This window comes from Pseudoblastomonas marina, assembly GCF_034374265.1.
Lineage (GTDB): Bacteria > Pseudomonadota > Alphaproteobacteria > Sphingomonadales > Sphingomonadaceae > Alteriqipengyuania_A > Alteriqipengyuania_A marina.
Genome location: NZ_CP139718.1, coordinates 1,180,047 through 1,205,555, shown reverse-complemented (window position 1 = coordinate 1,205,555; position 25,509 = coordinate 1,180,047). Strand labels below are relative to the sequence as shown.

Below are 25,509 nucleotides of genomic sequence, written 5' to 3'. Positions count from 1 at the left end.
CCTACCGGTCCTCGCTGCTCTCTTCTTCCGCCCCCAGCGCCACGGCGCTGGTGCGCGGGATGCTCTGGAAGGCGGACTGGTCCTCGCTCGGAACCGGATCGGCGGCATATACGCGCCACAGGCCGAAGCCGGTCGCCAGCAGCGCGGTCGCGCCGATCGCACCGAACAGGCCTGCCGGTCCGGCCATTGCCATCGCCAGCGAGCCGACCAGAGGTCCCGCCACCGCGCCGAGTGAATAGAGCAGGACGAGGCCGCCGCTCGCCCCGACGCGCTCATGCGCCTCGATATGGTCGTTGGTATGCGCGACGCACAGCGGATAAAGCGCGAAAGCGACACCGCCGAACAGGCTGCCCAGCACGAACAGCAGGCCGCGATGGTCGCCGACCAGCGCGATCGCACTGGCGACCAGCGCCGCGGCTAGAAAGATCGCCACGATCACCTTGCGCCTGTCGAACCGGTCGGACAGCAAGCCGAGCGGCCACTGGAACAGCACCCCGCCGCCGATCGCACAGGAGGTGAAGAAGGCGACGTCGGCAAGGCTCAGCCCCACCCGCCGCACGAACACCGCGGCTAGGGCATAAAACGCGCCCAGCATCAGTCCGGTCGCCGCGGTCCCGATCATCCCCAGCGGCGAAATGGCATAGAGGCGCGTGACCGAGAGCGGCTGCAATTCGCCGATGTCGGGTTGGGGGACCCGCGTCAGCACCACCGGCAGCAGCGCCAACGACAGCAGGATGGCCGAAAACATGAAGGGCAGGGCGGGGGCGTCCTCGCCGATATTGAGCAGGAACTGCCCCATCGCCTGGCCGAGATAGAGCGCCACCATGTAGGCTGCGAGCGCCGAGCTGCGGGTGCGTGTGTCGGTGCGCTCGCTCAGCCAGCTTTCGAGGCAGACGAACACCCCCGCGATCGCGAAGCCGTCGATAAAGCGCAACACCGCCCAGAAAGCGACGTCCTGCCACAGGGCATAGGACAGGCTGCTGGCCGAGAAAACCGAGACGAAAGCCGCGATCGAGCGGATATGACCGACCTGTGCGATCAATCCGCCGACCCGAAGCGATCCGACCGTCAGACCCGCGAAATAGGCCGTGCCGACGAGGCCGATCAGCGGCGCCGCCGTGCCGTCGTTCTCGAGCCTCACCGCGAGCAGCGTCGACAGGAAACCGCTGCCCGCCATGATCATGAAGATCGCAAGCAGGAAGGTCCGGACCTGGTTGAACGCGGCAATCATGGCCGCGCGCTATAGGCTCGAGCGCTGCCATTCGCCAGCGCAGTGCGCCTCCTCGGCCTCTCGCGCTCACAGCGCCCCCTTTCCCTTTGCGTGTCCGTCAATCATGGCTAAGGAGCCGCAAGCCCGCCAGAAAACGGAAAAATCATCCATGCCGCTCACCTCCGCCAAACGCATCCTCCTGAAGCTCTCGGGCGAGGTGCTGATGGGCGAGCAGGAGTTCGGGATCGATCCCGGCTTCGTGCAGGAGCTCGCGCGCGAGGTGAAGACCGCCAAGGAAACCGGGCTCGAAATCTGCCTCGTGATCGGCGGCGGCAATATCTTCCGCGGGATGGCGGGCGCGGCGCAGGGCATGGACCGGGCACAGGCCGATTACATGGGCATGCTGGCGACGGTGATGAACGCGCTCGCGATGCAGAATGCGCTCGAGCAGCTGGGCGTCGAAACCCGGGTACAGAGCGCGGTGCAGATGGACCAGGTGTGCGAACCGGTGATCCGCCGTCGCGCCGAACGGCATCTCGAAAAGGGCCGCGTGGTGATCTTCGCCGCCGGCGTCGGCGCGCCCTATTTCACCACCGACAGCGGGGCTGCCTTGCGCGCGGCCGAAATGCGCTGCGACGCGCTGCTCAAGGGCACCAGCGTCGACGGCGTATACGATAGCGACCCCAAGAAGAACGCGGACGCAAAACGTTTCGAAACCGTGAGTTACGACCGTGTGCTCTCGGACAATCTCAAGGTGATGGATGCCTCGGCCGTGGCGCTCTGCCGCGACAACGACATCCCGATCGTCGTCTTCTCGATCCGCGAGAAGGGCAATCTGGCGCGGGTCCTGTCGGGCGAAGGCGTGCAGACCATAGTCAAGACAAAGGAAGGCTGAGCGATGGCCAAATACGACAAATCCGATCTCGAACGCCGGATGAAAGGCGCGGTCGAGGCGCTCAAGAGCGACCTTTCGGGCCTGCGCACGGGCCGCGCCAATGTCTCGCTGCTCGATCCGGTGCAGGTCGAGGTCTACGGTTCGCTGATGCCGCTCCAGCAGGTTGCCACGGTCAATGCGCCCGAACCGCGCATGCTCGCGGTGCAGGTGTGGGACAAGGCCAATGTCTCGGCGGTCGAAAAGGGCATCACCAAGGCCGGGCTCGGTCTCAACCCGCAGACCGACGGCCAGACCGTGCGACTGCCGATCCCCGACCTGACCGAGGAACGCCGCAAGGAGCTCGCCAAGCTCGCCGGGCAATATGCCGAGAAGGCGCGGATCGCGATCCGCAACGTCCGCCGCGACGGGATGGAAAATATCAAGGACGACGAGAAGAAGAAGGAAATCGGCGAGGACGACAAGAAGCGTCTCGAGACCGAGGTCCAGGAAATGACCGACAAATATGTCGCCGAGGCCGACAAGGCCGCCGAGGAGAAGGAAAAGGAAATCCTCACTCAGTGAGCTTTTCCGGGTTCGTCCCGAGCTTGGCTCGGGGCGTTCGCGCAAACGTGCTACGCAGTCGCAGAGGGCGTACGGCGCCACCGGCTCGGCACGAACGGATGTGGAGTATCGTTCCCTGACCGCAAACCGCGCCAGACACGTCGCGATCATCATGGACGGCAATGGTCGCTGGGCCAAGCGCAAGCACCTGCCGCGCGCGATGGGGCACAAGCGCGGGGTCGAGGCGGTGCGCGCGATCGTGCGCGCGGTGAAGGACATCGATCTCGAGTGCCTGACCCTCTACGCCTTCAGCTCGGAGAACTGGAAGCGCCCCGAGGACGAGGTCGACGACCTGATGAACCTCATGCGGAAGTTCATCAAATCGGACTTGCCCGAGTTCATCGAGAACGACGTGAAGCTCCATATTATCGGCGACTGGCAAGGACTTGCGCCCGATATCGTCGAATTGCTCGAGGATGCGCTCGAGCGCACGAAGCACGGCACCCGCACGCTTGCCGTGGCACTCAATTACGGCTCGCAGCAGGAAATCGCGCGCGCCGCGGCCACGGCTGCGGACGCGGGGGAGATTACCGCCGAGAGTATCGCGAGAAACCTCGACACCGCGGCGCTGCCCGATCTCGACTTGCTGATCCGCACCAGCGGCGAAGTCCGCCTGTCGAATTTTCTGCTGTGGCAGGCGGCCTATGCCGAGATGATGTTCGTCGACACGCTGTGGCCCGATTTCACCCCCGATCACCTTCGCGCCGCGCTCGACGACTTCGCCAACCGGGAGCGCCGTTTCGGTGGCCGGTGAGAGCGAACCCGTCCCCGTCGCGGTGAAGACCAGCGACCTGCCGGTGCGCGCCGCATCGGCAGCGGTGATGATCGTGCTGGCGGCGGGCGCGCTGTGGGCCGGAGGGAGCGTGTGGCATGTGTTCGTCGCGCTCGTCGCGGGAGCGTGTTTCTTCGAATTCAGTCGCCTCGTCCGGCGCGGGTGGGGGCGGGGCCCTGCCGCCACGCTAGCGGTGTTCGCGGGGGCGGCCTATATTGCGATCGCCGGCTACGCGCTCGCGATCCTGCCGGTCGCGGTGGTGTTCGGCGTGATCGCGGTGGTGATCGCGACCGATACCGGGGCCTATTTCAGCGGGCGGACGATCGGCGGCCCGAAGATCGCGCCCCGGATCAGCCCGTCCAAGACCTGGGCGGGTCTTGTCGGCGGAGCGATCGCGGCGGGGCTCGTTGCAGCCGGCGCATTCGTCTACAATACCGGCGAATTCGAGCTGCGGCCGATGTTGTTCATCGCCTTCGCGATCGGCGCCGTGCTCGCAGTGCTCGCGCAGGCGGGCGACTTCTTCGAAAGTTGGCTCAAGCGGCGCGCAGGAGTGAAGGATTCCTCGCGTCTCATCCCGGGCCATGGCGGTGTGTTCGACCGTATCGACGGCATGCTGCCGGTTGCCATCGCCTCGTATTTTCTGTGGGCCGCCCACCCATGACCCGTTCGATCTCCATTCTCGGCGCGACCGGCTCGGTCGGATCCTCGACGCTCGACCTCGTGCGGCGCAACCGCGCCGGCTGGCGGGTCGTCGCGCTGACCGCCAATTGCAGCGCGGCCGAACTGGCCAAGCTGGCGCGGGAGTTCGGCGCCGAGATCGCCGTGGTCGGAGACGAGAGCTGCCTTTCGGACCTGCGCGACGCGCTCGGCGACAGCGGCATTGCGGCGGCCGGCGGCGCTTCTGCGCTGGTCGAGGCCGCCGCGCGCCCGGCCGACGTCACCGTCGCCGCGATCGTCGGCTGTGCGGGCCTCAGGCCCACCATGGCGGCGATCGAGCGCGGCGGGGCGGTCGCGCTTGCGAACAAGGAAGCGCTGGTGTCTGCCGGCGAGGTAATGACCGCCGCGGTAGCGAAGCATGGCGCGACGCTGCTGCCGGTCGATTCGGAGCACAATGCGATCTTCCAGTGCCTCCAGGGCAACCGCATCGAGGACGTCCGTCGCATTACGCTGACCGCCAGCGGCGGCCCGTTGCGCGGCTGGAGCCAGGCCGAGCTCGAGGCCGCGACTCCGGCGCAGGCGGTCGCGCATCCCAATTGGGATATGGGCGCCAAGATCAGCGTCGATTCGGCGACGATGATGAACAAGGGCCTCGAACTTATCGAGGCGCACCACCTGTTCCCGGTTGGTCTCGACCGGCTCGATATCGTGGTCCATCCGCAAAGCGTGATCCATTCGATGGTCGAATATCGCGACGGCTCGACACTGGCTCAACTCGGCCCTTCGGACATGCGCGTGCCGATCGCCAGCGCGCTCGCATGGCCCGACCGGATGGACACGCCGATGGAGCCGCTCGATCTGCCCGCGCTCGGCACCCTCACCTTCGAGGCTCCCGACGAGGAGCGCTTCCCCGCCACCCGGGTCGCGCGCGAGGCGGCGCAGGCAGGTGGGGGCGCACCCTGCGTGCTCAATGCCGCCAACGAGGTCGCGGTGGCGCGGTTCCTCGACGGGAGCTGCAAGTTCACCGATATCGTTTGTGTTAATGAGGTCGTGCTAGAACGGCACCAGGACGATCCGGCACCGAACTCGCTCGACGACGTTACGATGCTGGACGAAAGCGCGCGTGCCACCGCCCGTGCCGTACTGGAAAGCCTTTGATCCGTGTTCGATAGCCCCAACCTCTTGATCTACATCCTCGCCTTCGCGCTGGTGCTCGGCCCGCTCGTGCTGGTGCACGAACTGGGTCATTACCTCGTCGGTCGCTGGTTCGGGGTGAAGGTCGAGGCCTTCTCGATCGGTTTCGGCAAGGAATTGACCGGCTGGACCGACCGCCGCGGTACGCGCTGGAAGCTCTCCGCGCTCCCGCTGGGCGGCTACGTCCAGTTCGCAGGCGACATGAACCCGGCGAGCATTCCGGACAGGGATGCGCTCGATGCTGTCGCTCCCGAAGCGCGCAGCGAGCAATTTCATTTGAAGCCGCTGTGGCAGCGCAGCCTGATCGTGCTCGCGGGCCCGGTCACAAACCTGCTGGTCGCGGTGCTGATCTTCGCGGCGTTCTTCATGATTTACGGCAAGCCGGTGCCCGGCGACGTCGAGAACGAGAGCGTCGTCACCGGCTATGCCGAGCAATCGCCCGCGCGCGATGCCGGGATCCGGATCGGGGACCGGGTGGTCGCCGTCGACGATGTCGAGACCGAGACCTATCGCGAGGTGCAGCGCGAAATCTTCTATCGCCCCGGGACCGAGATCACGGTCCATGTCATGCGCGATGGCGAGCGGGTCGGCATCCCCGTCACCACGCGGCGCGAAAGCATCACCGACGAGTTCGGCAACAAGAGCGATATCGGCCTGATCGGGATCATGGCCGAGCCGAGCCCGCCCGAATTCGTTCCCGTCGGTCCGATCGAGGCGATCGGCATGGCAGGGCGCCAGAGCGTGCTGATCGTCGACATGATGATCACCGGGATCGGCCAGATCGTGAGCGGGACGCGCTCGGTCAAGGAACTCGGCGGGCCGATCAAGATCGCCAAGTATTCGGGCGAGCAAATGACCCTCGGAGCGCTCGCCTTCGTCAATTTCATCGCCCTGATCTCGCTTAACTTGGCATTCATCAACCTCCTGCCAATCCCGACCCTCGATGGCGGGCACCTGGCTTTCTACGCGGCCGAAGCGGTCCGTCGGAAACCCATCGGTCCCCGCGGTCAGGAGTGGGCGTTCCGCACCGGTCTAGCCTTCGTGCTCGCGCTGATGCTGTTCGTCACGGTGAACGATATCGCCTCGCTGCCGATCTTCGGCGGTTGATCAGGGCGGAAATTCGGGGAGGGCCTGCGCCGCAGATGCGACGCGAACTTGATACTCTCACACGCTTCGGGCAAGGGGCGACGGGTGCGTTGGGCCCGTCGGCAACAACGCGCGACTTTACTGGCCGGCCCGGGGCGTCGGCGCAAAATCTGCAATCGGGACCCTTATGACCGCTCAAGTTTCCGGACGGGATCGTTTCACGTTGAAGACGCGCTCCGTCGCCTCGCTTCTCGCCGCAACCGCATTGGCCGGCATGCCGGGCATCGCTCTGGCGCAGGACACCGGCGCCCAGGCCGCGCCGACCCCCGCACCGACGCCGACTGCCGCGCCGCAGCCCGCTCAGGCGCAGCCCGACATCATCCGCTCGATCGCGGTGATCGGTGCGCAGCGGCTCGAGCCCGACACGATCATATCCTACATCCGCCTGCGCAACGGCCAGCCCTATACGCCCGAAGCGGCGGACCAGGCGCTCAAGGACCTCGCGGCGACCGGGCTGTTCGCGGATTTCACGATCCGCAACAACCAGGGCAACATCGTCATCACCGTGGTCGAGAACCCGGTGATCAACCGCATCATCTTCGAGGGCAACGACCGGCTCAAGCCCGACAAGATCCTGCCCGAAATCCGGCTGTCGCCGCGCCAGATCTTCACCCGCGCCAAGGTGCGTGCGGACGTCAACCGCATCATCGAGCTGTACAAGCGCCAGGGCCGCTTCGCCGCCACGGTCGAGCCCAAGATGGTGATGCTCGACCAGAACCGTGTCGACGTGATTTTCGAGATCGACGAAGGTCCCAAGTCCAAGGTTCGCAAGATCAACATCATCGGCAACGAGGTGTTCTCCGACGGCGACCTGCGCGGCGAGATGGTGACCAAGGAAGCGAGCTTCCTGCGCATCTTGTCGAGCGGGACCAGCTACGATCCCGATCGCCTCGCCTTCGACCAGCAGAACCTGCGCAAGTTCTACCTCACCAACGGTTATGTCGACTTCCGCGTCGTCTCGGCGGTGGCCGAGCTCACGCCCGACCGGCGCGACTTCATCATCACCTACGTCGTGGAAGAGGGCGAGCGCTACAAGTTCGGCGACGTCAAGGTCGACAGCCAGATCCGCGATTTCGACTCGAGCGTCCTGACCAGCCAGCTGCCGATGAGCACTGGCGACTGGTACGACGCGCAGGCGGTCGAGGACACTGTCGAACAGCTGACCGAAACCGCCGGTGCCTTCGGCTATGCCTTCGCCGACGTCCGTCCGCAGTTCGAGCGGAACAAGGAAGCCGGCACGATGGACGTGACCTTCCTGATCAACGAAGCGCCGCGGGTCTACGTCGAGCGGATCGACATCAACGGCAACACGCTGACGCAGGACAAGGTCATCCGCCGCGAATTCCGTGTGGTCGAGGGCGATGCGTTCAATTCCTTCGCGATCGCGCGCACCAATGCGCGGATCAATTCGCTGGGCTATTTCCAGGAAGGCTTCGAAGTCGAACAGAAGCCGGGCAGCGCGCCCGACCGGATCGTGCTCGAAGCCAATATCGAGGAAAAGCCGACCGGCGAACTCCAGCTTTCGGCAGGCTTCTCGTCGATCGAGCAGTTCATCTTCCAGGGCTCGATCCGTCAGAAGAACTTCCGTGGGCGCGGCCAGACGGTCGGCGTCAGCGCGAGCTATTCTGGCTATTCGCGCAGCGCGCAGCTGAGCTTCTCCGAACCCTACGTGTTCGATCGCAACATCTCGGCCGGGATCGATATCTACTATCGCGATCTCGACAACGGTTTCCGCAACCTGCGGAACACCACTTACGAGCAGCAGACCGCGGGCTTGCAGGCGCGCCTCGGCATCCCGATCACCGAATATATCTCGGCGCTCGGTCGCTACACGCTCAATTTCGAGGACGTGACGGTCGACGAGAGCCAGTTCTTCTCCGACCTCGATGGCGACGGCGTGCCGTCGTGCGAACCGCTGCTTGCCGGTCGCTACCTGTGCGATTCGCTCGGCAATCGGGTCAGCTCGATCCTCGGTGCGTCGGTGGTCTATGACCGTCTCGACAACCGCGTCCGTCCGTCGAAGGGCCAGCTGGTCACCTTCAATGCCGATTTCGCTGGCCTCGGCGGCGATGTGAACTACCTGCGCCTGCGCCTCAACGCGTCGCAGTACTTCCCGCTCGGCAACGGCTTCATCTTCTCCCTCAGGGGCGAAGGCGGTGCGATCCGCTCGTTCGACGATCGCGGCATCCCCGGCACTGACGACGTTCGCCTGACCGACCGCTTCTTCCTCGGCGAAGGACAGATCCGCGGTTTCGACATCCGCGGCATCGGTCCGCGCGTGATCCGCCGTCCGATCATCGCCGACGAGAACGGCGTAGGCGTGCCCTTGCAGGACCGCGAGCGGGTGGTCGACGATGCCCTCGGCGGCAAGGCCTATTACCTCGGCCGGGCCGAACTCGAGATCCCGCTGGGATCGGGTGCGCGCGAACTGGGGCTGCGGCCGTCGATCTTCGCCGATGTCGGCGCGGTCTTCGGGCTGCGCGATCCGATCCTCCAGCAAAGTCCGTTCCCGGACGGGATATTCCTGCCGAGCCGGGATACCGACGGTAATCCCCTGTTCAGCCAGGTATTCGATACTAACGGCGACGGAACGCCCGAAACCTCCATCACGACCAATCCGCTGGCGCCGGACGGCTCCGCCAATACGGCGATCGGCAGTACGATCCCGCCCTTTGTCGAGGAATATGTCGGCGACACCGCTGCACCGCGCGTGGCGATCGGCGTCGGCGTGAACTGGAACTCGCCTTTCGGTCCTTTCCGGATCGATTTCGCCCATGTCCTGGTCAAGCAGGAAGGCGACGACACGAAGGCCTTCACATTCAATGTAGGAACGCAATTCTAATGAAATTCAAAGCACTTACCGCCGCACTCGCGCTGACCGCCGGGGCCGCCGCCGCGACTCCCGCCGCCGCGCAGGTGCAGGGCTCCATCGCCATCGTGAACGCCCCCGCCGCGGTCGCGCAGACGCAGGCCTTCCAGTCCGCCTATCAGCAGATTGCCGCGACCTACCAGACGCAGCGCACCACGATCCAGGAGCGCCAGCAGCAGCAGAACACGTTGCTCCAGCAGCTCGACACCAACAGCGACGGCAATCTCGACGAAAACGAGCAGCGCGCCGCGCAGGGCACGCCGCAGGCGCAGCAGTACGCTCAGCTCGACCAGGAGATCGCCGGCCTGCAGAACCAGATCGACCGCGCGCGCGTCTATGCCGTGGAGCAGATCCTGCGCCAGTACAGCACGACCGTACAGCAGATCGTGACGCAGGACGGCGTGGCCGTGCTCCTGTCGCCCGACAGCGTCCTTTACGCCCAGCAGGGTGCGGACATCACGCCCAAGGTCGTGACGGCGATCAACACCGCTCTGCCCAGCGTGCAGACCGCTATTCCTGCCGACTGGCAGCCGAGCCGTCAGGCGGTTGCGGTGTTCCAGCAGGTCCAGCAGCTGCTGATGGCCGCCGCCCAGCAGGCTGCACAGCAGCAGCAGCCGCCGCAGACCACCGGCGACTCGCGCATGTAATCGGTTCCCGCCCCCCGCGCGGGGGCGGGCCGATCGTTGAATCCATCCGACAAGGGGCAACCATGGCGGACGATACGTCTTTCGACATTACCAAGGTGCTGAAGGCGCTTCCGCACCGCTATCCGCTGCTTCTGGTCGACCGGGTGCGCGAGCTCGAGAAGGGTGAGCGCATTCACGCCGTGAAGGGCGTGACTTTCAACGAGGAATTCTTCCAGGGGCACTTCCCGGGCCGTCCGATTATGCCCGGCGTGCTGCAGGTCGAAGCGCTGGCGCAGGCCGCCGCGATCCTCGGAATCGAAACGCTCGAACTCGCGGGTACGGGCAAGCTGGTCTATTTCATGGGGATCGAGAACGCCAAGTTCCGTTCCCCCGTGGAGCCGGGTTGCCTGCTCGATCTCAAGGTCGAATTCGTCCAGAAGCGCAGCCGCGTCTACAAGTTCAAGGGCGAGGCCAGCGTCGAAGGCAAGACGACCTGCAATGTCGAGTTCACCGCGATGATCGCGGATCCTCCCGCATAGTGCTTGCGTTTTCGCGCGCCCGCGATTAACGGCACGCTTCACCGAAATTCCATCATCCGAGGGCCGGTCGGAACCGGTCCGTTCGCGGAGATATGACATGAAGACCGATACGCATCCCGAATACCACACGATCAAGGTCAAGATGACCGACGGCACCGAGTTCGAAACGCGCTCCACCTGGGGCAGCGAAGGCGACACGCTGACGCTCGACATCGACCCGACGAGCCACCCGGCCTGGACCGGCGGCGGCCAGCGTCTGCTCGACAAGGGCGGTCGCGTGGACAAGTTCAACAAGCGTTTCGGTGGGCTCTCGCTCAAGAAGAAGTAAGCGCTTCAACAGCTTGCCGATCGCAAGATCGGCCGGGGAGGGCGGTCCGACGGGGCCGCCCTTTCTATTTTTTTGGCCGTTCTCTTTTCGGTCAACTAGCGTGGCGGACGCAGCGCGTGGCGATCGGCCTCGCGCGGAGCCGCTCGATCGCGATCTCCTCGCCGCACACCGCGCACCGGCCGTAAGTGCCCTTCTCGATCCGGTAGAGCGCCATCCGGACCTGCGCGATCTCCTGTTTGAGGACATCGTCGACTCCCGTCAGTGCCTCGTCGTCGGCGAGATCGATCGCCTGGTCGTCGAGGTCCGATTCGAGCGGATGACGCAGATCGTCCTCGATCACGTCGGCGCGTTCGATCAGCTCGTCGAGCCGGGTGCGCAATTGCTGTTCGAGTTCGCTGTAGTCGCTCATTGCCATGGCCTTTCCCGATACCATTTGGTGATCACGTATTTCACGCCGCTGCGCACCTTCATGCCGTGATGGAGCGTGTTGACGTTGCCGCTGCCGTCGGGCTTGCGGTTGTTCCAGCATAGCAGCTTGCCCTTCTTGGGCTGCACCGTCTTCCTGATTGCCTTGAACCGCGTGCCGCCACCGGCCTCGACATCGTTGAGGTAGATCATGAAGGTCCAGGTGCGCTGGCCCGCGACGCTGCAATATCTCTCCCAGTCCTCCCCGTCGGGATTGAACCAGTCGGTGTGCTGCTTGAATTCCTGCCCCACCGCGTAACGCTGGCCCTGCGGGGTCTCGCCATGCGCGGGGTCGATGCCGTGAAAGGCGTCGAGCCGGCGTTCGAGCTCGGCGACATGGGGATTGGTCACGTCGAGATCGCAGGTCTCGCTGGTACGGAAATGCACGTCGCCATTGTAATCCGCCACGGTAGAGGGACGGCGATCGGCCTCGATCAGCGCAATCAGTGCATCGCACAGCTCGTCGGGCAGGAAATCGTCGACCATGAACAGGTCGAGCTTGGGCGTGGGGGCATGCCTGACGCCGGGATGGGCGCGCAGGATTTCCGGAGTCGTCTCGCCGGCCGAATGCATGCCCGGTGGATACCGACTCGCAGGCCGCTCGCCAACCGGTCGATTCTGGGCACGACACAATATTGCGATAATCGGGTTGCGAAGCACTTTTTACTTCCCAAATCGGGCCCGCTGTGCAACAGGCGCGCGCCTCGCAATTCCTTGCTTGAAACGGGGAACGCGACGTGCCTAAGCGGGCCTTTCGGCACGCTTTTGCGGCGGTATGGCGATCGTAGCTCAGTTGGTTAGAGCGCCGGTTTGTGGTACCGGAGGTCGGGGGTTCGAGACCCCTCGATCGCCCCATCCGCCCCCTTCAATCGCAGCGTGCCCCGATAGGGAGAGGCGTGATGAGCGCACTTTGGGACCTGCCCGATTACGACGATCACGAAGTCGTCCATTTCGTTCGCGATCACGCCAGCGGGCTTAGCGCGATCATCGCGCTGCATTCGACCCATCTCGGCCCCGCCGCGGGCGGCACGCGCTTCTGGCACTATGCCGACAAGACCAACGCGGTGAAGGACGTCCTGCGCCTGTCGCGCGGGATGAGCTACAAGAACGCCATGGCCGGCCTGCCGATGGGCGGCGGCAAGGCGGTGATCCTCGCCGACGAAGACCGCACCAAGACGCCGGCAATGCTCGCCGCCTTCGGCGATGCAGTCGAACGCCTCGGCGGTCGTTACGTCACCGCCGAGGATGTCGGGATTTCGGTCGCCGACATGCAGGCCGTGGCCGAACGCACCTCCTTCGTTTCGGGTCTCCCGGCCGAAGGCGACAATGCGGGCGGCGATCCCGGCCCGTTCACCGCGTTCGGGATCTTCCTCGGTATCCAGGCCGCGGCGAAGTTCAAGCTCGGCCGCGACAGCATGGACGGCGTGCATGTCGCGATCCAGGGCACCGGCAGCGTCGGCGGACGGTTGGCGCGCCTTCTCGCCAAGGACGGAGCGAAACTGACGCTCGCCGATATCGATGCCGACGGCGCGAACGACCTCGCCAGCGAGCTCGGTGCCGAAATCGTCTCGACCGACGAAATCATGCAGGTCGAATGCGACGTGTTCAGTCCCAACGCGCTGGGCGGCGTGCTCGACGATGCCAGCATCGCCGCGCTGCGCTCCCCGATCGTGGCGGGCGGCGCGAACAACCAGCTCGCGCGCCCAGAACACGGGAAGCTGCTCGCCCAGCGCGAGATCCTTTACGCCCCCGATTACGTCATCAATGCCGGCGGAATCATTTCGGTCGCGAGCGAATATTTCGCCAAGACCGAAAACCGCGAAGTCGACGTCGCCGAAGTGCGCGAGCGGATCGCCGAAATTCCGGGGCGGCTGGTGTCGATCTGGGAAGAGGCCGCCAACTCGGACCGGACTTCGGCCGAGATCGCCGACGCCCGCGCGCAAGAACTGATCGGGCGCGGATAGACATTGGGCGAGGGCGCGAAAGCCGCTAAGGCCGCACCATGCACGGATATGCCAATCCTGCCCGTTTCCTGAAGATTGCGCGCTGGCTCACGCCGGTGTTGCTGGTCGTCGGCCTCGTGCTGGCGGGCGGAGCGCTGGCCTGGGGCCTGACGCAAGTCCCGCCCGAACGACTGCAGGGCGAAACCGTGCGCATCCTGTTCGTGCACGTGCCCACCGCGTGGCTCGGCATGGCCGGCTGGACCACGATCGCCGGGGCGAGCTTCGCCTATCTGGTCTGGCGCCACCCGCTTGCAGACATCGCCGCGCGGGCCGCTGCCTGGCCCGGCGCCTGCTTCACCGCGATCTGCCTCGCCACCGGCTCGATCTGGGCGCGCCCGACCTGGGGCGTGTGGTGGGTATGGGACGGGCGCCTGACCAGCTTCCTGATCCTGCTGTTCCTCTATTTCGGCTATATCGCGCTGTCGAACGGCGCCGCGCAATCGGAGGCTTCGCGTCGGATCCCGGCGATCTTCGGACTGGTCGGCGCGATCAACATCCCGATCATCAACCGCTCTGTCGAATGGTGGGAAACCCAGCACCAGCGCGCGAGCATCACCGCGGGCACCTCGTCGATCGACGCGGCGTTCCTGTGGCCGCTCGGCATCGCAGTGCTCGGATTCACCTGCATCTTCGGCGGAGTGCTGCTGGCGCGGATGCGCGCGATCCTCGCCCACAGCCAGGCAGAGGCGCGGCTGCGCCGCAAGGCGATGCAGCCATGATCCGCGAATCGATCGACCAGTGGCCCTATGTGCTTGCCGCCTACGCCGTTGCGGCGCTGGCGACGCTGGCGCTGGTCGGCTGGAGCTGGATCGCGATGCGTCGCGCCGAGAAGCGGCGTGAGGAGGCCAAGCGCAAGTGAGCTGGAAACCGAAGCACCAGCGGATGGCGTTGCTCGGCGTCGCGCTCGTCGCGATCGTCGGCGCGGTGCTGCTCGCCATGTGGGGGCTGCGCAGCCAGGCGAGCTATTTCTACGTGCCCGCGCAGGTCGAGAGCGATCCGCCCGCGGTCGGCCAGAACATCCGCCTCGGCGGCATGGTGCTCGAGGGATCGCTCGGACAGGCAGACGACGGAGTCTCGATCCTGTTCACCGTGCACGACGGCGAGGCGCAGGTCCCGGTGCGCTATCGCGGCATCCTGCCCGACCTGTTCGTCGAGGGATCGGGCGTCGTGGCCGAGGGACGGTTCACACCGGAAGGGACCTTCGTCGCCGATACGCTGCTCGCCAAGCATGACGAGAACTACGTGCCACGCGAACTCGAAGAAATGACTGCCGCGCAGGCCAAGGCTGCGGTCGCGGAGACCACAAAGTGATCGCAGAACTGGGGCTGCTGGCGCTGTGGCTCGCTGCGGGCCTGTCCGGATTCCAGCTGTTCGCGGCGATCCTTGCCGGGCGCGGCGCGGCGGTGCTCGGGGAGGCGATCCGGCCGGTCGCGGTGATGCAGGGGCTGCTCGCCGCCTTTGCCTTCGCGATGCTGGTATGGCTGTTCGCACGCACCGACCTGTCGGTGGCGCTGGTCGCGCAGCATTCGCACTCGGCCAAACCGTTCGTCTACAAGCTGTCGGGCGCATGGGCCAACCACGAAGGCTCGATGCTGCTGTGGGTGATGGTGATGGCGTTCTCCGGTGCATTGGTGGCGCTGTTCGAACGGCGGCTGTCGGCCGCAACGATGCGCGCCACGCTCGGCGCGCAGGCGATCGTGACCCTGGGTTTCTACGCGTTCCTGCTGATCAGTTCGAACCCGTTCGAGCGGCTCGCGACCCCCGCGGTCGAGGGCAACGGGCTCAACCCGCTGCTGCAGGACCCGGGCCTCGCCTTCCATCCGCCGACTCTCTACTTCGGCTATGTCGGGCTCTCGGTGGCATTCAGCTTTGCGGTCGGCGCACTGGTGACCGGCGAGGTCGGGCGCGATTTCGCGCGCACGATGCGCAGCTGGGTGCTCGCCGCCTGGGTCTTCCTGACACTCGGGATCGCCGCCGGTTCGTGGTGGGCCTATTACGAACTCGGTTGGGGCGGATGGTGGTTCTGGGACCCGGTCGAGAACGCCTCGCTGATGCCGTGGCTGGCGGCGACGGCGCTGTTCCATTCGACCAGCGTGCTCGCCTCGCGCGATGCCTTGCGCGTGTGGACGGTGATGCTCGCCGTGGTCGCCTTCTCGATGGCGATGGTCGGGACCTTCCTCGTCCGTTCGGGTGTGCTGACGAGCGTGCACGCCTTCGCCGTCGACCCCGAGCGCGGGACCTTCATCCTTGTCCTGCTCGGAATCTTCATCGGCGGTGCGCTTGCGCTGTTCGCGCTGCGGGCGGGCAAGATTGCCGAGGGATCGCGCTTCAGTTGGAAGAGCCGCGAGGCCTCGCTCGTGGTCAACAACGTGCTCTTGACCGCGCTGCTCGGGATCGTGCTGCTCGGCACGCTTTACCCGTTGCTCACCGAGTCGATGGGGACGCGCGTGTCGGTCGGACCTCCCTATTTTAACCCGGTCGGCGCGATCTTCTTCTTTCCGCTGGTGCTGGCGATGATGGTCGGCCCGCTGCTGCGTTGGCGCGACACGAAATGGACCCCGGTGGTCCAGCGCCTCGCCCCCGCATTCGCGGCGATGGCTTTCGTGGCGCTGCTGGTGGTGATCGACGGCAGGGCAGGGCTGTTGTCGGGCACCGGCCTCGTGCTTGCCGCCGGCCTCGCGCTCGCCAGCCTGTTGCCGCTGGCTCGCCGCAAGCCATGGCGCGCCCCGCTGACGCTGTGGGGCATGGTGGTCGCGCATTTCGGGCTCGCGGTAACGCTCGCGGGCGCCTCGGCGGAAAGCGCGTTCATCGAGGAACGCCTTGTGTCGCTGACCCCCGGCGAAAGCACGCGGATCAGCGGATGGGACGTCACGCTGCGCGGCACCATACCCGTAGCCGGGCCCAACTGGACCGCAATTGAGGGTGAGCTTGCCGTTTCGCGCGACGGCGCGATCGCAACGATCCTCTCCCCGCAGCGTCGCAGCTTCTGGTCGCCTCCGCAGACGACCACCGAAGCCGCGCTGTGGACGCGCTGGAACGGGCAGCTCTACGCGGTGCTCGGCGAGCCCGCCGAAAGCGGCAAGCGCAAGGTCCGCCTGTGGTGGAAACCCTTCGTGACGCTGATCTGGTATGGTGCGCTGCTGGTCGCGCTGGGCGGCTTGCTGGCCTTGTCGGACCGCGCACGCTCGGCCTTGCGCCGGTCGATCGCCGTAGGGCGCGCCACCCAACGGCGGGAGGTCGCCTGATGCGCAAGCTCTTCATCTGGGTCCCGCTAGTGATCTTTGTGGCTTTCGCAGGCCTGGCGATCTGGGCGCTGGTCGCACCTCCTTCGCGCGACATCCCCAGTCGGCTGGTCGGCCAGCAGCTCCCCGAATTCGCGCTCGACCCGCAGATTGCCGGTCGTCCGGGCCTCTCGCGCGCCGATTTCCGAGCGGGCGAGGCGCGGATGATCAACGTTTTCGGGAGCTGGTGCATCCCCTGCCGGGTCGAGAACCCGCAGCTGGTCGAACTCGCGCGAGCCGGCGTGCCGATCGATGCGGTCGCAGTGCGCGATACACCGGCCCAGGTGCAGACCTTCCTCGCGCAATATGGCGATCCGTTCCAGCGCATCGGGGCCGATCCGAATGGCCGCTTCCAGGTGATGCTAGGCAGCGCGGGCGTGCCCGAAAGCTTCATCGTCGATGGTGCGGGGGTGATCCGCTACCAGCATATCGGCGAAATCCGCCCCGAACAGGTGCCGGAAATCATCGAGAAGTGGCGGGAGGCGTCACGATGAAGTGGCTGGCACCCCTGCTGCTGACGTTTGTCGCGCAACCGCTCGCCTCGCAGGAAGCCGCGGTGACGAGTCCCTATGCCGATCGCCAGCTGGAAGATCCGGCGCAGGAAGCCGCGGCGCGCGACCTCATGCACTCGCTGCGCTGTATCACCTGCCAGAGCCAGTCGATCGCCGACAGCGACGCGCCGATGGCGGCCGACATGCGCAGCCTCGTGCGCGAGCGAATTGCGGAAGGCGAAAGCCCCGACGAAATCCGCGACTGGCTGGTCGAACGCTATGGCGCCTACGTTACCTTCGAACCCGAACTCGACGCCACGACCTGGCCGCTCTTCGCCGGGCCGCTGCTGATCCTGCTTGCGGTCGGCGGGCTTGCCTGGAGCCGGATCCGGCGCAAGGGACGCGGCTGATGGCGTGGATCCCTATCATCCTGTTCGTGGTGCTGGTGATGGCGGCGCTGGTGGTCGTGCTCAAGCTCGAGCGCGGCGCGTGGGAAGCGGTCGCTGCGGCGCTGGTGCTCGGGGCTGCCGGCTATGCCCTGCAATCGGAACCCGGTCAGGCGGGTGCGCCCAAGCAACTTACGAGCGAGGCCGGCTACGATGGAGCCGCACTGGTCGAGGCGCGCCGCCAGTTCGAGGACGAAGCGATCTCGCCGACCCGCGAGATCGTCACCGCCGATGCACTCGCCCGCAATGGACGGTTCGAATACGCGGCCGGTCTCCTCAATGGCTACCTGCGCGAAAACCCCCAGGATTCCGAGGCCTGGACCGCGCTAGGCAATGCCCTGTTCGCGCAGGCCGAAGGCAATCTCACTGAGGCTGCGACCGAGGCCTATCGCCGCGCCGCGATCGCCGACGAGGCCAATCCGGCACCCTATTTCTTCCTCGGCGTCGGCTGGCTCACCGCGGGCGAATTCGATCGAGTGCTTGAATTGTGGGCGCTCGCGCTCGAGCGTACCGAAGAGGGCACACCCGCACGCGCTGTGATGGAGGCGCGGGTGGCGCAACTCGGCATGATGCTCGAGCGCGCTCGCCGGATGCCGGAATCGCCCCGAAGCGAGACGGAATGAACGCACGTTTGCCCTGGCTGCCGCGTGGTGATAGAGCGCGCGCCTTCGCGCCTGCGGGATCGACCGCATCCGCACTTCGAGTCGGCCAGCAACAGGCACTGCGATGAGCGCTAGCACCAGCGACAACATTCCCGAACCCGGCGATTCCGGGGCCGCCAAGGACCGGACCGCCAATGGCGGCCATCGCAAGGGTGCGACCAAGGGTGCACTCGCGCTCGGCGCGATCGGCGTCGTGTTCGGCGATATCGGCACAAGCCCGCTCTACGCCTTCCGCGAGACTTTTTCGGCGCAGCGCGACTATTCGATCCCGGTCGACGCGCTGCACATCTACGGCGTCGTCAGCCTGATTTTCTGGTCGATGCTGCTGGTCGTCGCGATCCAGTACGTCACCATCCTGATGCGCGCGGACAATAACGGGCAGGGTGGCAGCCTCGCCTTGGTTGCGCTGCTCTCGCGCCGTATGAAAGGGGGCCGATGGGCATGGCTCGTCGTGCTTCTCGGCGTCTTTGCAACTTCGCTGTTCTACGGCGACAGCATGATCACACCGGCGATTTCCGTCCTCTCCGCGGTTGAGGGGCTCACGGTGGTGAATGAATCTCTCGATCCGCTTGTCATTCCGATCGCGCTGTTTCTCCTCGTGTTCCTGTTCCTGCTGCAAAAGCGCGGGACGGCAACGGTGGGCAAGCTCTTCGCCCCGGTGATGGTGGTGTATTTCTGCGTGATCGCCACGCTCGGCACGATCCAGATCGTCGGCCACCCCGAAATCCTCGCCGCGCTCAACCCCTATTATGCGATCCAGTTCTTCATCACCGATCGCTTCGTCGCATTCCTCGCGCTGGGTGCCGTGGTCCTCGCGGTGACCGGTTCCGAAGCACTGTATTCGGACATGGGGCATTTCGGACGCGGGCCGATGCGGCTTTCGTGGTTCGGCTTCGTCATGCCGTGCCTGCTGCTCAACTATTTCGGCCAGGCGGCGATGATCGCCTCGCTGCCGCTGGCCGAGGCGCAAGAGGCAGTCCGCAACCCGTTTTTCCTGATGGCGCCTGAACAACTGCGTCTGCCGCTGGTGATTCTTGCCACCATGGCGACTTTCATCGCCAGCCAGGCGGTGATCTCGGGCGCGTTCTCGATCACCCACCAGGCGATGCAGCTCGGCTTTATCCCGCGTATGTCGATCCGCCACACCAGCGAGACCGAGGCCGGGCAGATTTACATCCCGGTCGTCAACTGGGCGCTGATGGTGGCGGTGATCCTGCTGGTGCTGACCTTCAAGGACTCGTCCAACCTCGCGAGCGCCTACGGCATCGCGGTGACCGGTGCGGTGACGATCGATACGCTGCTGATGGCGGTGCTGCTGGTCGGCGTGTGGAAATGGAAGTGGTGGTATGCCGCGCCGGTGGTTCTGCTGTTCCTGGTGGTTGACGGGGCCTATTTCGCCGCGAACCTGACCAAGATCCCCGATGGCGGGTGGTTCCCGCTGGTCGTGGGTGGGGTGGTCTTCACCATGCTCACCACCTGGGCGAGGGGACGCAAGCTGATGCGCGCACGCATGGCCGAAAGCGGGCTGCCGCTCGAAGTCTTCGCCAAGAGCGCGCGCTCGTCGGCCAAGCGCGTGCCGGGCACAGCGATCTTCATGGCCTCTGCAAGCAAGGGCGTGCCATCGGCGCTGCTTCACAACATCAAGCACAACAAGGTGCTGCACGAGCGCGTGGTGGTGTTGACGGTGCAGGTGGAAGACGTGCCGGTGGTCGATCCTGCCGACCGCTGCGAGATGATCGACCTGGGCGACGGATTCTATCGCTTGGTCCTGCATTACGGCTTCGTCGAGGAAACCGACCTGCCCAAGGCGCTGACCGCGCAGGATCTGTGCGGCGGACCGTTCGACCTAATGAAGACCAGCTTCTTCCTCTCGCGCCAGACGCTGCTGGCCTCGGACAATCCGGGCATGGCGCTGTGGCGTGAAAAGCTGTTCGCGTGGATGTTGCGCAATGCCGCGACGCCGATGGACTTCTTCCGCCTGCCGACCAATCGCGTGGTCGAACTGGGCAGCCAGCTGAAGATCTAGTCCTGGGGAATTATTCCCCCGTATGCGGCTTGTCCTTCAATGCGTCTTCTTCGACCGCGAGGCCGTGCTTTAGCAGCATCGGGACCTGCGCAAAGGTAAAGAGGAAGGTCGCGGGCAGGAACAGCCACAGCTTCGCTGCGAGCCAGGTTTCGAAATCGAACTGCAGTCGCAGCACCTCATTGGTGACGGCGAGCAAGAGGAAGAACACGCCCCAGCGCAGGGACAGCTTGCGCCAGCCTTCCGCGTCGAGCCCTTCGAACGCCGCTTCGAGCAGGTATTTGAGCAGCGCGTGGCCGCGCCACACGCCGACCAGCAGCGCGATGCCGAATCCGGCATAGATCAGCGTGGGCTTGAGCTGGACGAAGACAGGGTCGCGCAGGATAACGGTCAGCCCGCCGAAAAAAACGATCAGCGCGGTCGACAGCTTGAGCATCGGCGACACCTTGCCGAGCCTGAACTTGGAATAGAGAAGTGCGGCGACCGCCGCGATCATGAAGGCGCCGGTGCCCCACACTACCGCGATGACGTTCTGGATCGGGTTATCGCCCTCGGGGGCAAAATATTTGTAGACGCCGAAGAAGACGATGATCGGGCCGTAATCGACCAGCAGGTTGGCGAGGCCAGACTTGGGCTTGGGGGCAGGGGTATCGGTCATCAAGCCACTCCCGCAATGACGCGCGCGACGAGGTCGGGGTCGAAGGGGCGCAGGTCATCCATCTTCTCGCCGACGCCGATCGCGTGGACAGGGAGGCCGTATTGCTCGGCCGCGGCGACCAGCACGCCGCCCCGCGCGGTGCCGTCGAGCTTGGTCATCACGATCCCGGTCACGCCCGCCATCTCCTTGAAAACTTCGATCTGCGACAGTGCGTTCTGGCCATTTGTCGCGTCGAGCACCAGCACGACGTCGTGCGGCGCCTCGGGATTGAGCTTGCCGAGCACCTTCCGGATCTTCGCTAGCTCGTCCATCAGCTCGCGCTTGTTCTGGAGGCGGCCGGCGGTGTCGACGATCAGCGCGTCGGTGCCGATATCGGTCGCCTGCTTGACCGCGTCGAACACGATCGATGCGGGATCGCCGCCTTCAGCGCCCGCGACCACCGGTACGCCGAGCCGCTCGCCCCAGACTTTCAGCTGGCCGATCGCGGCTGCGCGGAAGGTGTCGCCCGCCGCCAGCATGACTTCGTAATCGTCCTCCTGGAACAGGTGGCCGAGCTTGGCGATGGTGGTGGTCTTGCCGCTGCCGTTGACCCCGATCACGAGGATCACCTGCGGGCGGGGAAAAGCCGTGACTTCGAGCGGCTTGGCCACCGGTCGCAGGATTTCGGCGATCTCGACCGCGACCTGTTCGCGGATCGCGCGTTCGTCGGCACCGCCTTCGAAGCGATGCTCCTCCAGCTTGTCGCGGATCCGCGCGGCGGCGCGCGGGCCGAGGTCGGAAACGATCAGCGCGTCCTCGATCTCGTCGAGCTGCGCAGGGGTGAGCTTCGTCGTCCCGCCGAGCCCGGCGAGATTGCCCGAGAGGCGCTCCGACGTTTTCTTGAAGCCGCCCGTCAGGCGTTCGGACCAACTCAGGCTCAAACCAGCATTCCTTCTTCAACTTTGCTCGGTGCGATGCGCACGATTTCGCCGGGCTCCGATGCACTATGGGGTCCGTCTCCGACCCTGAAAGGCGCAAAATCGGGGGCATGGCCGACTCCGCCCTTTTCGACCAGCACGTCCTGCGCGATCCCGACGCGGCTTTCGAGCCATTCCCGACGAACCCGCGCGACCTCTCCGCGAAGCGCCTTGGCGCGCGCCTTGATCGTCAGGCCGTCGACCTGCGGCATCCGCGCAGCCGGCGTGCCGTGGCGTGGCGAGAACGGGAAGATATGGCCGTGAACGATGTCGAGCTCGCCGATGATCGAAAGGTTGGCTTTGTGTGCTTCTTCGCTCTCGGTAGGGAAGCCGGCCATCAGGTCGGCACCGATCGCGATCTCGGGCCGGCGCGCTTTGAGCCACGCGACCAGCGAGACCGCGTCGGCGCGGCTATGGCGCCGCTTCATCCGCTTGAGAATCAAATCGTGACCATGCTGCAGCGAGAGGTGCACATGCGGCATCATGCGCGGCTCGTGCGCAAGCAGGTCGAGCAGGGTATCGTCCAGCTCGATCCCGTCGACCGAGGACATCCGCAAGCGGCGGACCTCCGGGTGGCGGGCGAGGATCGCCTCTACCAGTGCACCGAGCCGCGGTTCGCCGTGCAGGTCGTGCCCCCAGCTGGTGACGTCGACCCCGGTGAGCACGATTTCGGCCGCGCCGCGGTCTAGATGGCGCTCGATATCGGCGATGACCTCCGGGATCGGGCGAGAGCGGCTGCGCCCGCGGCCCTGCGGGATGATGCAGAAGGTGCAGCTGTGATCGCAGCCGTTCTGAATCTCTATGAAGGCGCGGGTGTGCTCCGGGGCGAGGACGCGTTCGGGCGCGACGTTCCAGCGCCGCGGATCGCGCTTTTCGGCATTGGGCACGAGGCCGTCGACCTCGGGCATCGCGGCGAGCTGGTCGCGTTCGGTCTCGGCCGCGCAGCCAGTCACCAGCAGGCGCGCTTCCGGGTGTTCGCGCCGTGCGCGGCGGATCGCCTGGCGAGTGTGCCTCACCGCCTCGCTCGTCACCGCGCAGCTGTTGATCACTACGAGGTCGTCCTCGCGCGACAGAATGCTGCGGATTTCCTCGCTTTCGGCAAGGTTCAGGCGGCAGCCCAGCGTGACGACGTGCGCGCCCATCAGGCGGCACCGTAATCGGCGGGATCGAAACTGCCGCGGAAGCTTTCGCTCGCGGGTCCGCGCATGGTGATCTGCCCGTCTTCATCGTAAGAGATGACGAGCTCGCCGCCCGGCAAGGCGACGGTGACAATACGATCGGTGAGACCGCGTTCGACCGCGGCGACCACCGCGGCGCAGGCGCCGGTGCCGCAGGCGCGGGTCAGCCCGGCGCCGCGTTCCCACACGCGCAGCGAGATGCGGTCGCGCGAAGCCACGCTCGCGACGCCGACATTGACGCCTTCGGGAAAGACGGGATCGCGTTCGATCGTCGGGCCGAGCGAGCCGAGCTCGACGTCCTCGGTCGCGGTTACGAAGAACACCGCGTGCGGATTGCCAACATTGACCGCGAAGGGGCGTTCGAGCCCGTCCCAAGAGAGCGGCATTTCGCTCGTGTCCATCCCGTAGTCGAGCGGGATATCCTTCCAGCCGAAGCGCGGTCGGCCCATCGCCACCGCCGCGCCGCCACCTTCGGGGGTGACCTCGAGCATCCCGCCGCCGGTTTCGATCCGGGCGGCGCTGCCGTGGAAAAGCGCGATCGCGCGCGAGGCGTTGCCGCAGGCCTCGACCTCGCCGCCATCGGCGTTGAAGATCCGCATGCGGAAATCGGCGACTTCGGACGGTTCGAGCAGGATCACTTGGTCGCAGCCGATGCCGGTGTTGCGATCGGCGAGGGCGGCCGCCATTGCGCGGTCCATGTGCACGTTTTCGCGCGCGCGCTGGTCGATCACGACAAAGTCGTTGCCGAGCCCGTGCATCTTGGTGAAATCGACACGCATGATGCGCGGTCTAGTAGGCGGCTGGACCCGGCAGGTCCAGCATCCGGACGACGGGAGCGTTCAGCCCTTGACGACCGAGCCGGCATCCTTGCGAAACGCGGCCGCACCGTCGACGACATTGGTCTTGAAGGTGGGATTTTCCTTCCGCAGCCGGTCGAGCTTGCGCAACCGGGTGCGAATGAGGTCGGCCGGCTCGGGGCGACCGTAGAGGTAGCCCTGGCCCTTGAAATTGCCGAGGCCGCGCAGCTTGGCGAGCACTTGCTCGTTTTCGATCCCTTCGGCGGTGATCGGCAGGCCGAACCCGTCGCCCAGCGACGTGATCGCCTCGACGATCTTCATGCCTTCCTGGTCCTCGGGCAGGTTCGAAACGAAGCTGCGATCGATCTTGATCCGGTCGAACGGGAGCGAGCGCAGCTGCGCCAGCGAACTGTAGCCGGTACCGAAATCGTCAAGGCTCACGGTGACGCCCTGGTTCTTGAGGCTCGAAACCAGCGAGCGGACCAGGCCGATATTCTCGTGCAGGCAGGTCTCGGTGACTTCCACGTCGAGGCGGTTGGCGGGGAAATTCGCTTCGACCATCAGCTTGAGCAGGCGCTGTGCGAACCAAGGATCGCGCAGCTGGACCGGCGATATGTTCACCGACAGCGTCAAATCCTCGTCCCATTCCTTGGCGTGGTCGAGTGCCTTGCGGATAAGCTGTTCGGACAATTCGCCGATCACGCCGAGTTCCTCGGCAATCGGAATGAAGACGTCCGGGTTGACGATCCCGAGTTGGGGCGAGTTCCACCGTGCCAGCATCTCGAAACCGACGAGTTCGCCCGTCGCGACGTCGATCTGCTGTTCGTAATAGGGTTCGAACTCGTCCTCGTGCAGCCCGCGGCGGATCCCGGCCTCGAGCTGGCTGCGGAACCGCAGTTCGTGCTCCATCTGGTGTTCGAACCAGTAGTAGCGGTTCCGGCCGTGCTTCTTCGCGTGGTACATCGCGATGTCGGCGAAATGCATGAGGCTCGCCGCATCGGTCGAGCCGTCGCTGCCGGGACGGCCGGAATCACTCCGCGCGAGCCCGATCGAGGCGGTGATATCGAGCGCGATGTCCTCGTGCGCGATCGGCTTGCAGATCCGTTCGATGATCCGCTTGGCAAGGTCGTCGACCACCTGCGGATGATCGCTCTCGAACCTTACCACGCAGCCGAACTCGTCCCCGCCAAGTCGGGCCAGCAGGCTTTCTTCGGGCAGGATAGAGCTGATTCGCTCGGTAATCTCGCTCAGCACCGTGTCTCCGGCGCGGTGTCCGTTGACATCGTTGATCGTCTTGAAGTTGTCGAGATCGATCATCAGGAACGCGATCGCATCGTCACCATCCTCGCAGGTGGCGATCAGGCGGTCGGTCTGCTTGTTGAGGCTGCGGCGGTTGAGGCAGCCGGTCAGCGGATCGGTTTCGGCCAGTATGCGCGCATGTTCTTCTGCGGCACGGCGTTCCTGGACTTCGACCCGCAACTCGCGATAGCGGCGCCAGCCGAAAATGATCAGCGCGATGTTGAGCAGCAGGGCGTTGGTCAGCACCGTATCGGGGCCCGCGATCCCTTCGAGCTGGGCGCGCACGATCTGGGGCAGGACGGCGCTGCCGGTGCCAAGGAACATGATGATGGCGGCCGCGGCGATGCCGAGCGCGATGAGATCGCGATCGGCCTGGGATTTGCTGTCGACGGGCTTTGCTTTTCTAGCAGACAA

Annotated in this window: 27 protein-coding genes and 1 tRNA gene; 20 read left to right on the top strand and 8 right to left on the bottom strand. The window is 65.6% G+C overall.

All coding sequences use genetic code 11. The annotated features are described in order from the left end of the window. Nucleotide 1: 1 nt before the first annotated feature. Nucleotides 2–1,231 carry an MFS transporter gene (locus T8S45_RS05845; RefSeq protein WP_322295025.1) on the bottom strand — a complete coding sequence of 410 codons (1,230 nt, stop codon included), beginning with the start codon at nucleotides 1,229–1,231 and terminating at the stop codon, nucleotides 2–4. 148 nt (nucleotides 1,232–1,379) lie between these two features. Here T8S45_RS05845 and pyrH point away from each other — a divergent pair, with 148 nt between their 5' ends. The 10 genes from pyrH (at nucleotide 1,380) to rpmE (ending at nucleotide 10,836) form a co-directional block, all read left to right on the top strand. After that, nucleotides 1,380–2,105 (top strand): UMP kinase, encoded by a 726-nt coding sequence (gene pyrH, locus T8S45_RS05840; RefSeq protein ID WP_188642059.1) that lies wholly within the window; start codon nucleotides 1,380–1,382, stop codon nucleotides 2,103–2,105. Between the two features lie 3 nt (nucleotides 2,106–2,108). Then, the gene (frr, locus tag T8S45_RS05835; protein WP_322295024.1) at nucleotides 2,109–2,666 is read left to right on the top strand and encodes a ribosome recycling factor; all 558 of its coding nucleotides are present in this window, start codon (nucleotides 2,109–2,111) and stop codon (nucleotides 2,664–2,666) included. 151 nt (nucleotides 2,667–2,817) lie between these two features. Beyond that, nucleotides 2,818–3,459 (top strand): polyprenyl diphosphate synthase, encoded by a 642-nt coding sequence (gene uppS, locus T8S45_RS05830; protein WP_322295197.1) that lies wholly within the window; start codon nucleotides 2,818–2,820, stop codon nucleotides 3,457–3,459. After that, nucleotides 3,449–4,138, top strand: coding sequence for a phosphatidate cytidylyltransferase (locus T8S45_RS05825; RefSeq protein ID WP_322295023.1), 690 nt, complete (start codon nucleotides 3,449–3,451; stop codon nucleotides 4,136–4,138). The genes uppS and T8S45_RS05825 overlap by 11 nt, the downstream gene beginning before the upstream one ends. Continuing rightward, nucleotides 4,135–5,292, top strand: a complete 1,158-nt coding sequence (dxr, locus tag T8S45_RS05820) for a 1-deoxy-D-xylulose-5-phosphate reductoisomerase (protein WP_322295022.1) — start codon at nucleotides 4,135–4,137, stop codon at nucleotides 5,290–5,292. The genes T8S45_RS05825 and dxr overlap by 4 nt, the downstream gene beginning before the upstream one ends. 3 nt (nucleotides 5,293–5,295) lie before the next feature. Next, nucleotides 5,296–6,435 carry an RIP metalloprotease RseP gene (gene rseP / locus T8S45_RS05815; RefSeq protein ID WP_322295021.1) on the top strand — a complete coding sequence of 380 codons (1,140 nt, stop codon included), beginning with the start codon at nucleotides 5,296–5,298 and terminating at the stop codon, nucleotides 6,433–6,435. A 166-nt stretch (nucleotides 6,436–6,601) separates the two neighbouring features. Beyond that, entirely contained in the window at nucleotides 6,602–9,316 is a 2,715-nt protein-coding gene (gene bamA / locus T8S45_RS05810; protein WP_322295020.1) for an outer membrane protein assembly factor BamA, read from the top strand. Further along, entirely contained in the window at nucleotides 9,316–9,990 is a 675-nt protein-coding gene (locus T8S45_RS05805; protein ID WP_322295019.1) for an OmpH family outer membrane protein, read from the top strand. The genes bamA and T8S45_RS05805 overlap by 1 nt, the downstream gene beginning before the upstream one ends. A 62-nt stretch (nucleotides 9,991–10,052) precedes the next feature. Then, nucleotides 10,053–10,508 carry a 3-hydroxyacyl-ACP dehydratase FabZ gene (gene fabZ / locus T8S45_RS05800; RefSeq protein ID WP_322295018.1) on the top strand — a complete coding sequence of 152 codons (456 nt, stop codon included), beginning with the start codon at nucleotides 10,053–10,055 and terminating at the stop codon, nucleotides 10,506–10,508. 97 nt (nucleotides 10,509–10,605) lie between these two features. Continuing rightward, a complete protein-coding gene (gene rpmE / locus T8S45_RS05795; protein WP_188642052.1) occupies nucleotides 10,606–10,836 on the top strand; it encodes a 50S ribosomal protein L31 in 231 nt (76 codons plus the stop codon). A 91-nt stretch (nucleotides 10,837–10,927) separates the two neighbouring features. Here rpmE and T8S45_RS05790 read toward each other — a convergent pair whose 3' ends face one another. Together T8S45_RS05790 and T8S45_RS05785 are read right to left on the bottom strand one after the other, a co-directional pair. Continuing rightward, complete coding sequence (locus T8S45_RS05790; RefSeq protein WP_322295017.1) at nucleotides 10,928–11,245, bottom strand: TraR/DksA family transcriptional regulator; 318 nt, start codon at nucleotides 11,243–11,245, stop codon at nucleotides 10,928–10,930. Beyond that, nucleotides 11,242–11,874: a prolyl hydroxylase family protein gene (locus T8S45_RS05785; RefSeq protein ID WP_322295016.1), complete on the bottom strand. Its 633-nt coding sequence runs from the start codon at nucleotides 11,872–11,874 to the stop codon at nucleotides 11,242–11,244. Before T8S45_RS05785 ends, T8S45_RS05790 begins: the two co-directional genes overlap by 4 nt. A 205-nt stretch (nucleotides 11,875–12,079) precedes the next feature. Here T8S45_RS05785 and T8S45_RS05780 point away from each other — a divergent pair. The 10 genes from T8S45_RS05780 (at nucleotide 12,080) to T8S45_RS05735 (ending at nucleotide 20,210) form a co-directional block, all read left to right on the top strand. Continuing rightward, nucleotides 12,080–12,156, top strand: a tRNA-His gene (locus T8S45_RS05780). A 44-nt stretch (nucleotides 12,157–12,200) separates the two neighbouring features. Continuing rightward, complete coding sequence (locus tag T8S45_RS05775; protein ID WP_322295015.1) at nucleotides 12,201–13,265, top strand: Leu/Phe/Val dehydrogenase; 1,065 nt, start codon at nucleotides 12,201–12,203, stop codon at nucleotides 13,263–13,265. 38 nt (nucleotides 13,266–13,303) lie between these two features. Further along, complete coding sequence (ccmC, locus tag T8S45_RS05770) at nucleotides 13,304–14,023, top strand: heme ABC transporter permease CcmC (protein WP_188642048.1); 720 nt, start codon at nucleotides 13,304–13,306, stop codon at nucleotides 14,021–14,023. Continuing rightward, nucleotides 14,020–14,163, top strand: a complete 144-nt coding sequence (gene ccmD, locus T8S45_RS05765) for a heme exporter protein CcmD (RefSeq protein ID WP_322295014.1) — start codon at nucleotides 14,020–14,022, stop codon at nucleotides 14,161–14,163. The genes ccmC and ccmD overlap by 4 nt, the downstream gene beginning before the upstream one ends. Further along, the gene (gene ccmE / locus T8S45_RS05760) at nucleotides 14,160–14,615 is read left to right on the top strand and encodes a cytochrome c maturation protein CcmE (RefSeq protein WP_322295013.1); all 456 of its coding nucleotides are present in this window, start codon (nucleotides 14,160–14,162) and stop codon (nucleotides 14,613–14,615) included. The genes ccmD and ccmE overlap by 4 nt, the downstream gene beginning before the upstream one ends. Next, nucleotides 14,612–16,549, top strand: a complete 1,938-nt coding sequence (locus tag T8S45_RS05755) for a heme lyase CcmF/NrfE family subunit (protein ID WP_322295012.1) — start codon at nucleotides 14,612–14,614, stop codon at nucleotides 16,547–16,549. The genes ccmE and T8S45_RS05755 overlap by 4 nt, the downstream gene beginning before the upstream one ends. Then, nucleotides 16,549–17,079 (top strand): DsbE family thiol:disulfide interchange protein, encoded by a 531-nt coding sequence (locus T8S45_RS05750; RefSeq protein WP_322295011.1) that lies wholly within the window; start codon nucleotides 16,549–16,551, stop codon nucleotides 17,077–17,079. The genes T8S45_RS05755 and T8S45_RS05750 overlap by 1 nt, the downstream gene beginning before the upstream one ends. Continuing rightward, entirely contained in the window at nucleotides 17,076–17,486 is a 411-nt protein-coding gene (locus tag T8S45_RS05745; protein ID WP_322295010.1) for a cytochrome c-type biogenesis protein, read from the top strand. The genes T8S45_RS05750 and T8S45_RS05745 overlap by 4 nt, the downstream gene beginning before the upstream one ends. Continuing rightward, complete coding sequence (locus T8S45_RS05740; RefSeq protein ID WP_322295009.1) at nucleotides 17,486–18,145, top strand: tetratricopeptide repeat protein; 660 nt, start codon at nucleotides 17,486–17,488, stop codon at nucleotides 18,143–18,145. The genes T8S45_RS05745 and T8S45_RS05740 overlap by 1 nt, the downstream gene beginning before the upstream one ends. A gap of 103 nt (nucleotides 18,146–18,248) precedes the next feature. Further along, nucleotides 18,249–20,210 (top strand): potassium transporter Kup, encoded by a 1,962-nt coding sequence (locus tag T8S45_RS05735; RefSeq protein ID WP_322295008.1) that lies wholly within the window; start codon nucleotides 18,249–18,251, stop codon nucleotides 20,208–20,210. Between the two features lie 10 nt (nucleotides 20,211–20,220). On the opposite strand, the gene T8S45_RS05730 is transcribed toward T8S45_RS05735, so the two are convergent. Genes T8S45_RS05730 through T8S45_RS05710 form a run of 5 tightly spaced genes read right to left on the bottom strand, consistent with a single transcriptional unit; the run spans nucleotide 20,221 to nucleotide 25,509 of the window. Continuing rightward, nucleotides 20,221–20,865: an inner membrane-spanning protein YciB gene (locus tag T8S45_RS05730; protein ID WP_188642041.1), complete on the bottom strand. Its 645-nt coding sequence runs from the start codon at nucleotides 20,863–20,865 to the stop codon at nucleotides 20,221–20,223. Further along, nucleotides 20,865–21,785: a signal recognition particle-docking protein FtsY gene (gene ftsY, locus T8S45_RS05725; RefSeq protein ID WP_188642040.1), complete on the bottom strand. Its 921-nt coding sequence runs from the start codon at nucleotides 21,783–21,785 to the stop codon at nucleotides 20,865–20,867. Before ftsY ends, T8S45_RS05730 begins: the two co-directional genes overlap by 1 nt. Then, nucleotides 21,782–22,963, bottom strand: coding sequence for a MiaB/RimO family radical SAM methylthiotransferase (locus tag T8S45_RS05720; protein WP_322295007.1), 1,182 nt, complete (start codon nucleotides 22,961–22,963; stop codon nucleotides 21,782–21,784). Before T8S45_RS05720 ends, ftsY begins: the two co-directional genes overlap by 4 nt. Continuing rightward, nucleotides 22,963–23,778: a diaminopimelate epimerase gene (gene dapF / locus T8S45_RS05715; protein WP_322295006.1), complete on the bottom strand. Its 816-nt coding sequence runs from the start codon at nucleotides 23,776–23,778 to the stop codon at nucleotides 22,963–22,965. Before dapF ends, T8S45_RS05720 begins: the two co-directional genes overlap by 1 nt. A 60-nt stretch (nucleotides 23,779–23,838) precedes the next feature. Further along, on the bottom strand, nucleotides 23,839–25,509 hold the full coding sequence (locus tag T8S45_RS05710; RefSeq protein WP_322295005.1) for a putative bifunctional diguanylate cyclase/phosphodiesterase: 1,671 nt from the start codon (nucleotides 25,507–25,509) through the stop codon (nucleotides 23,839–23,841).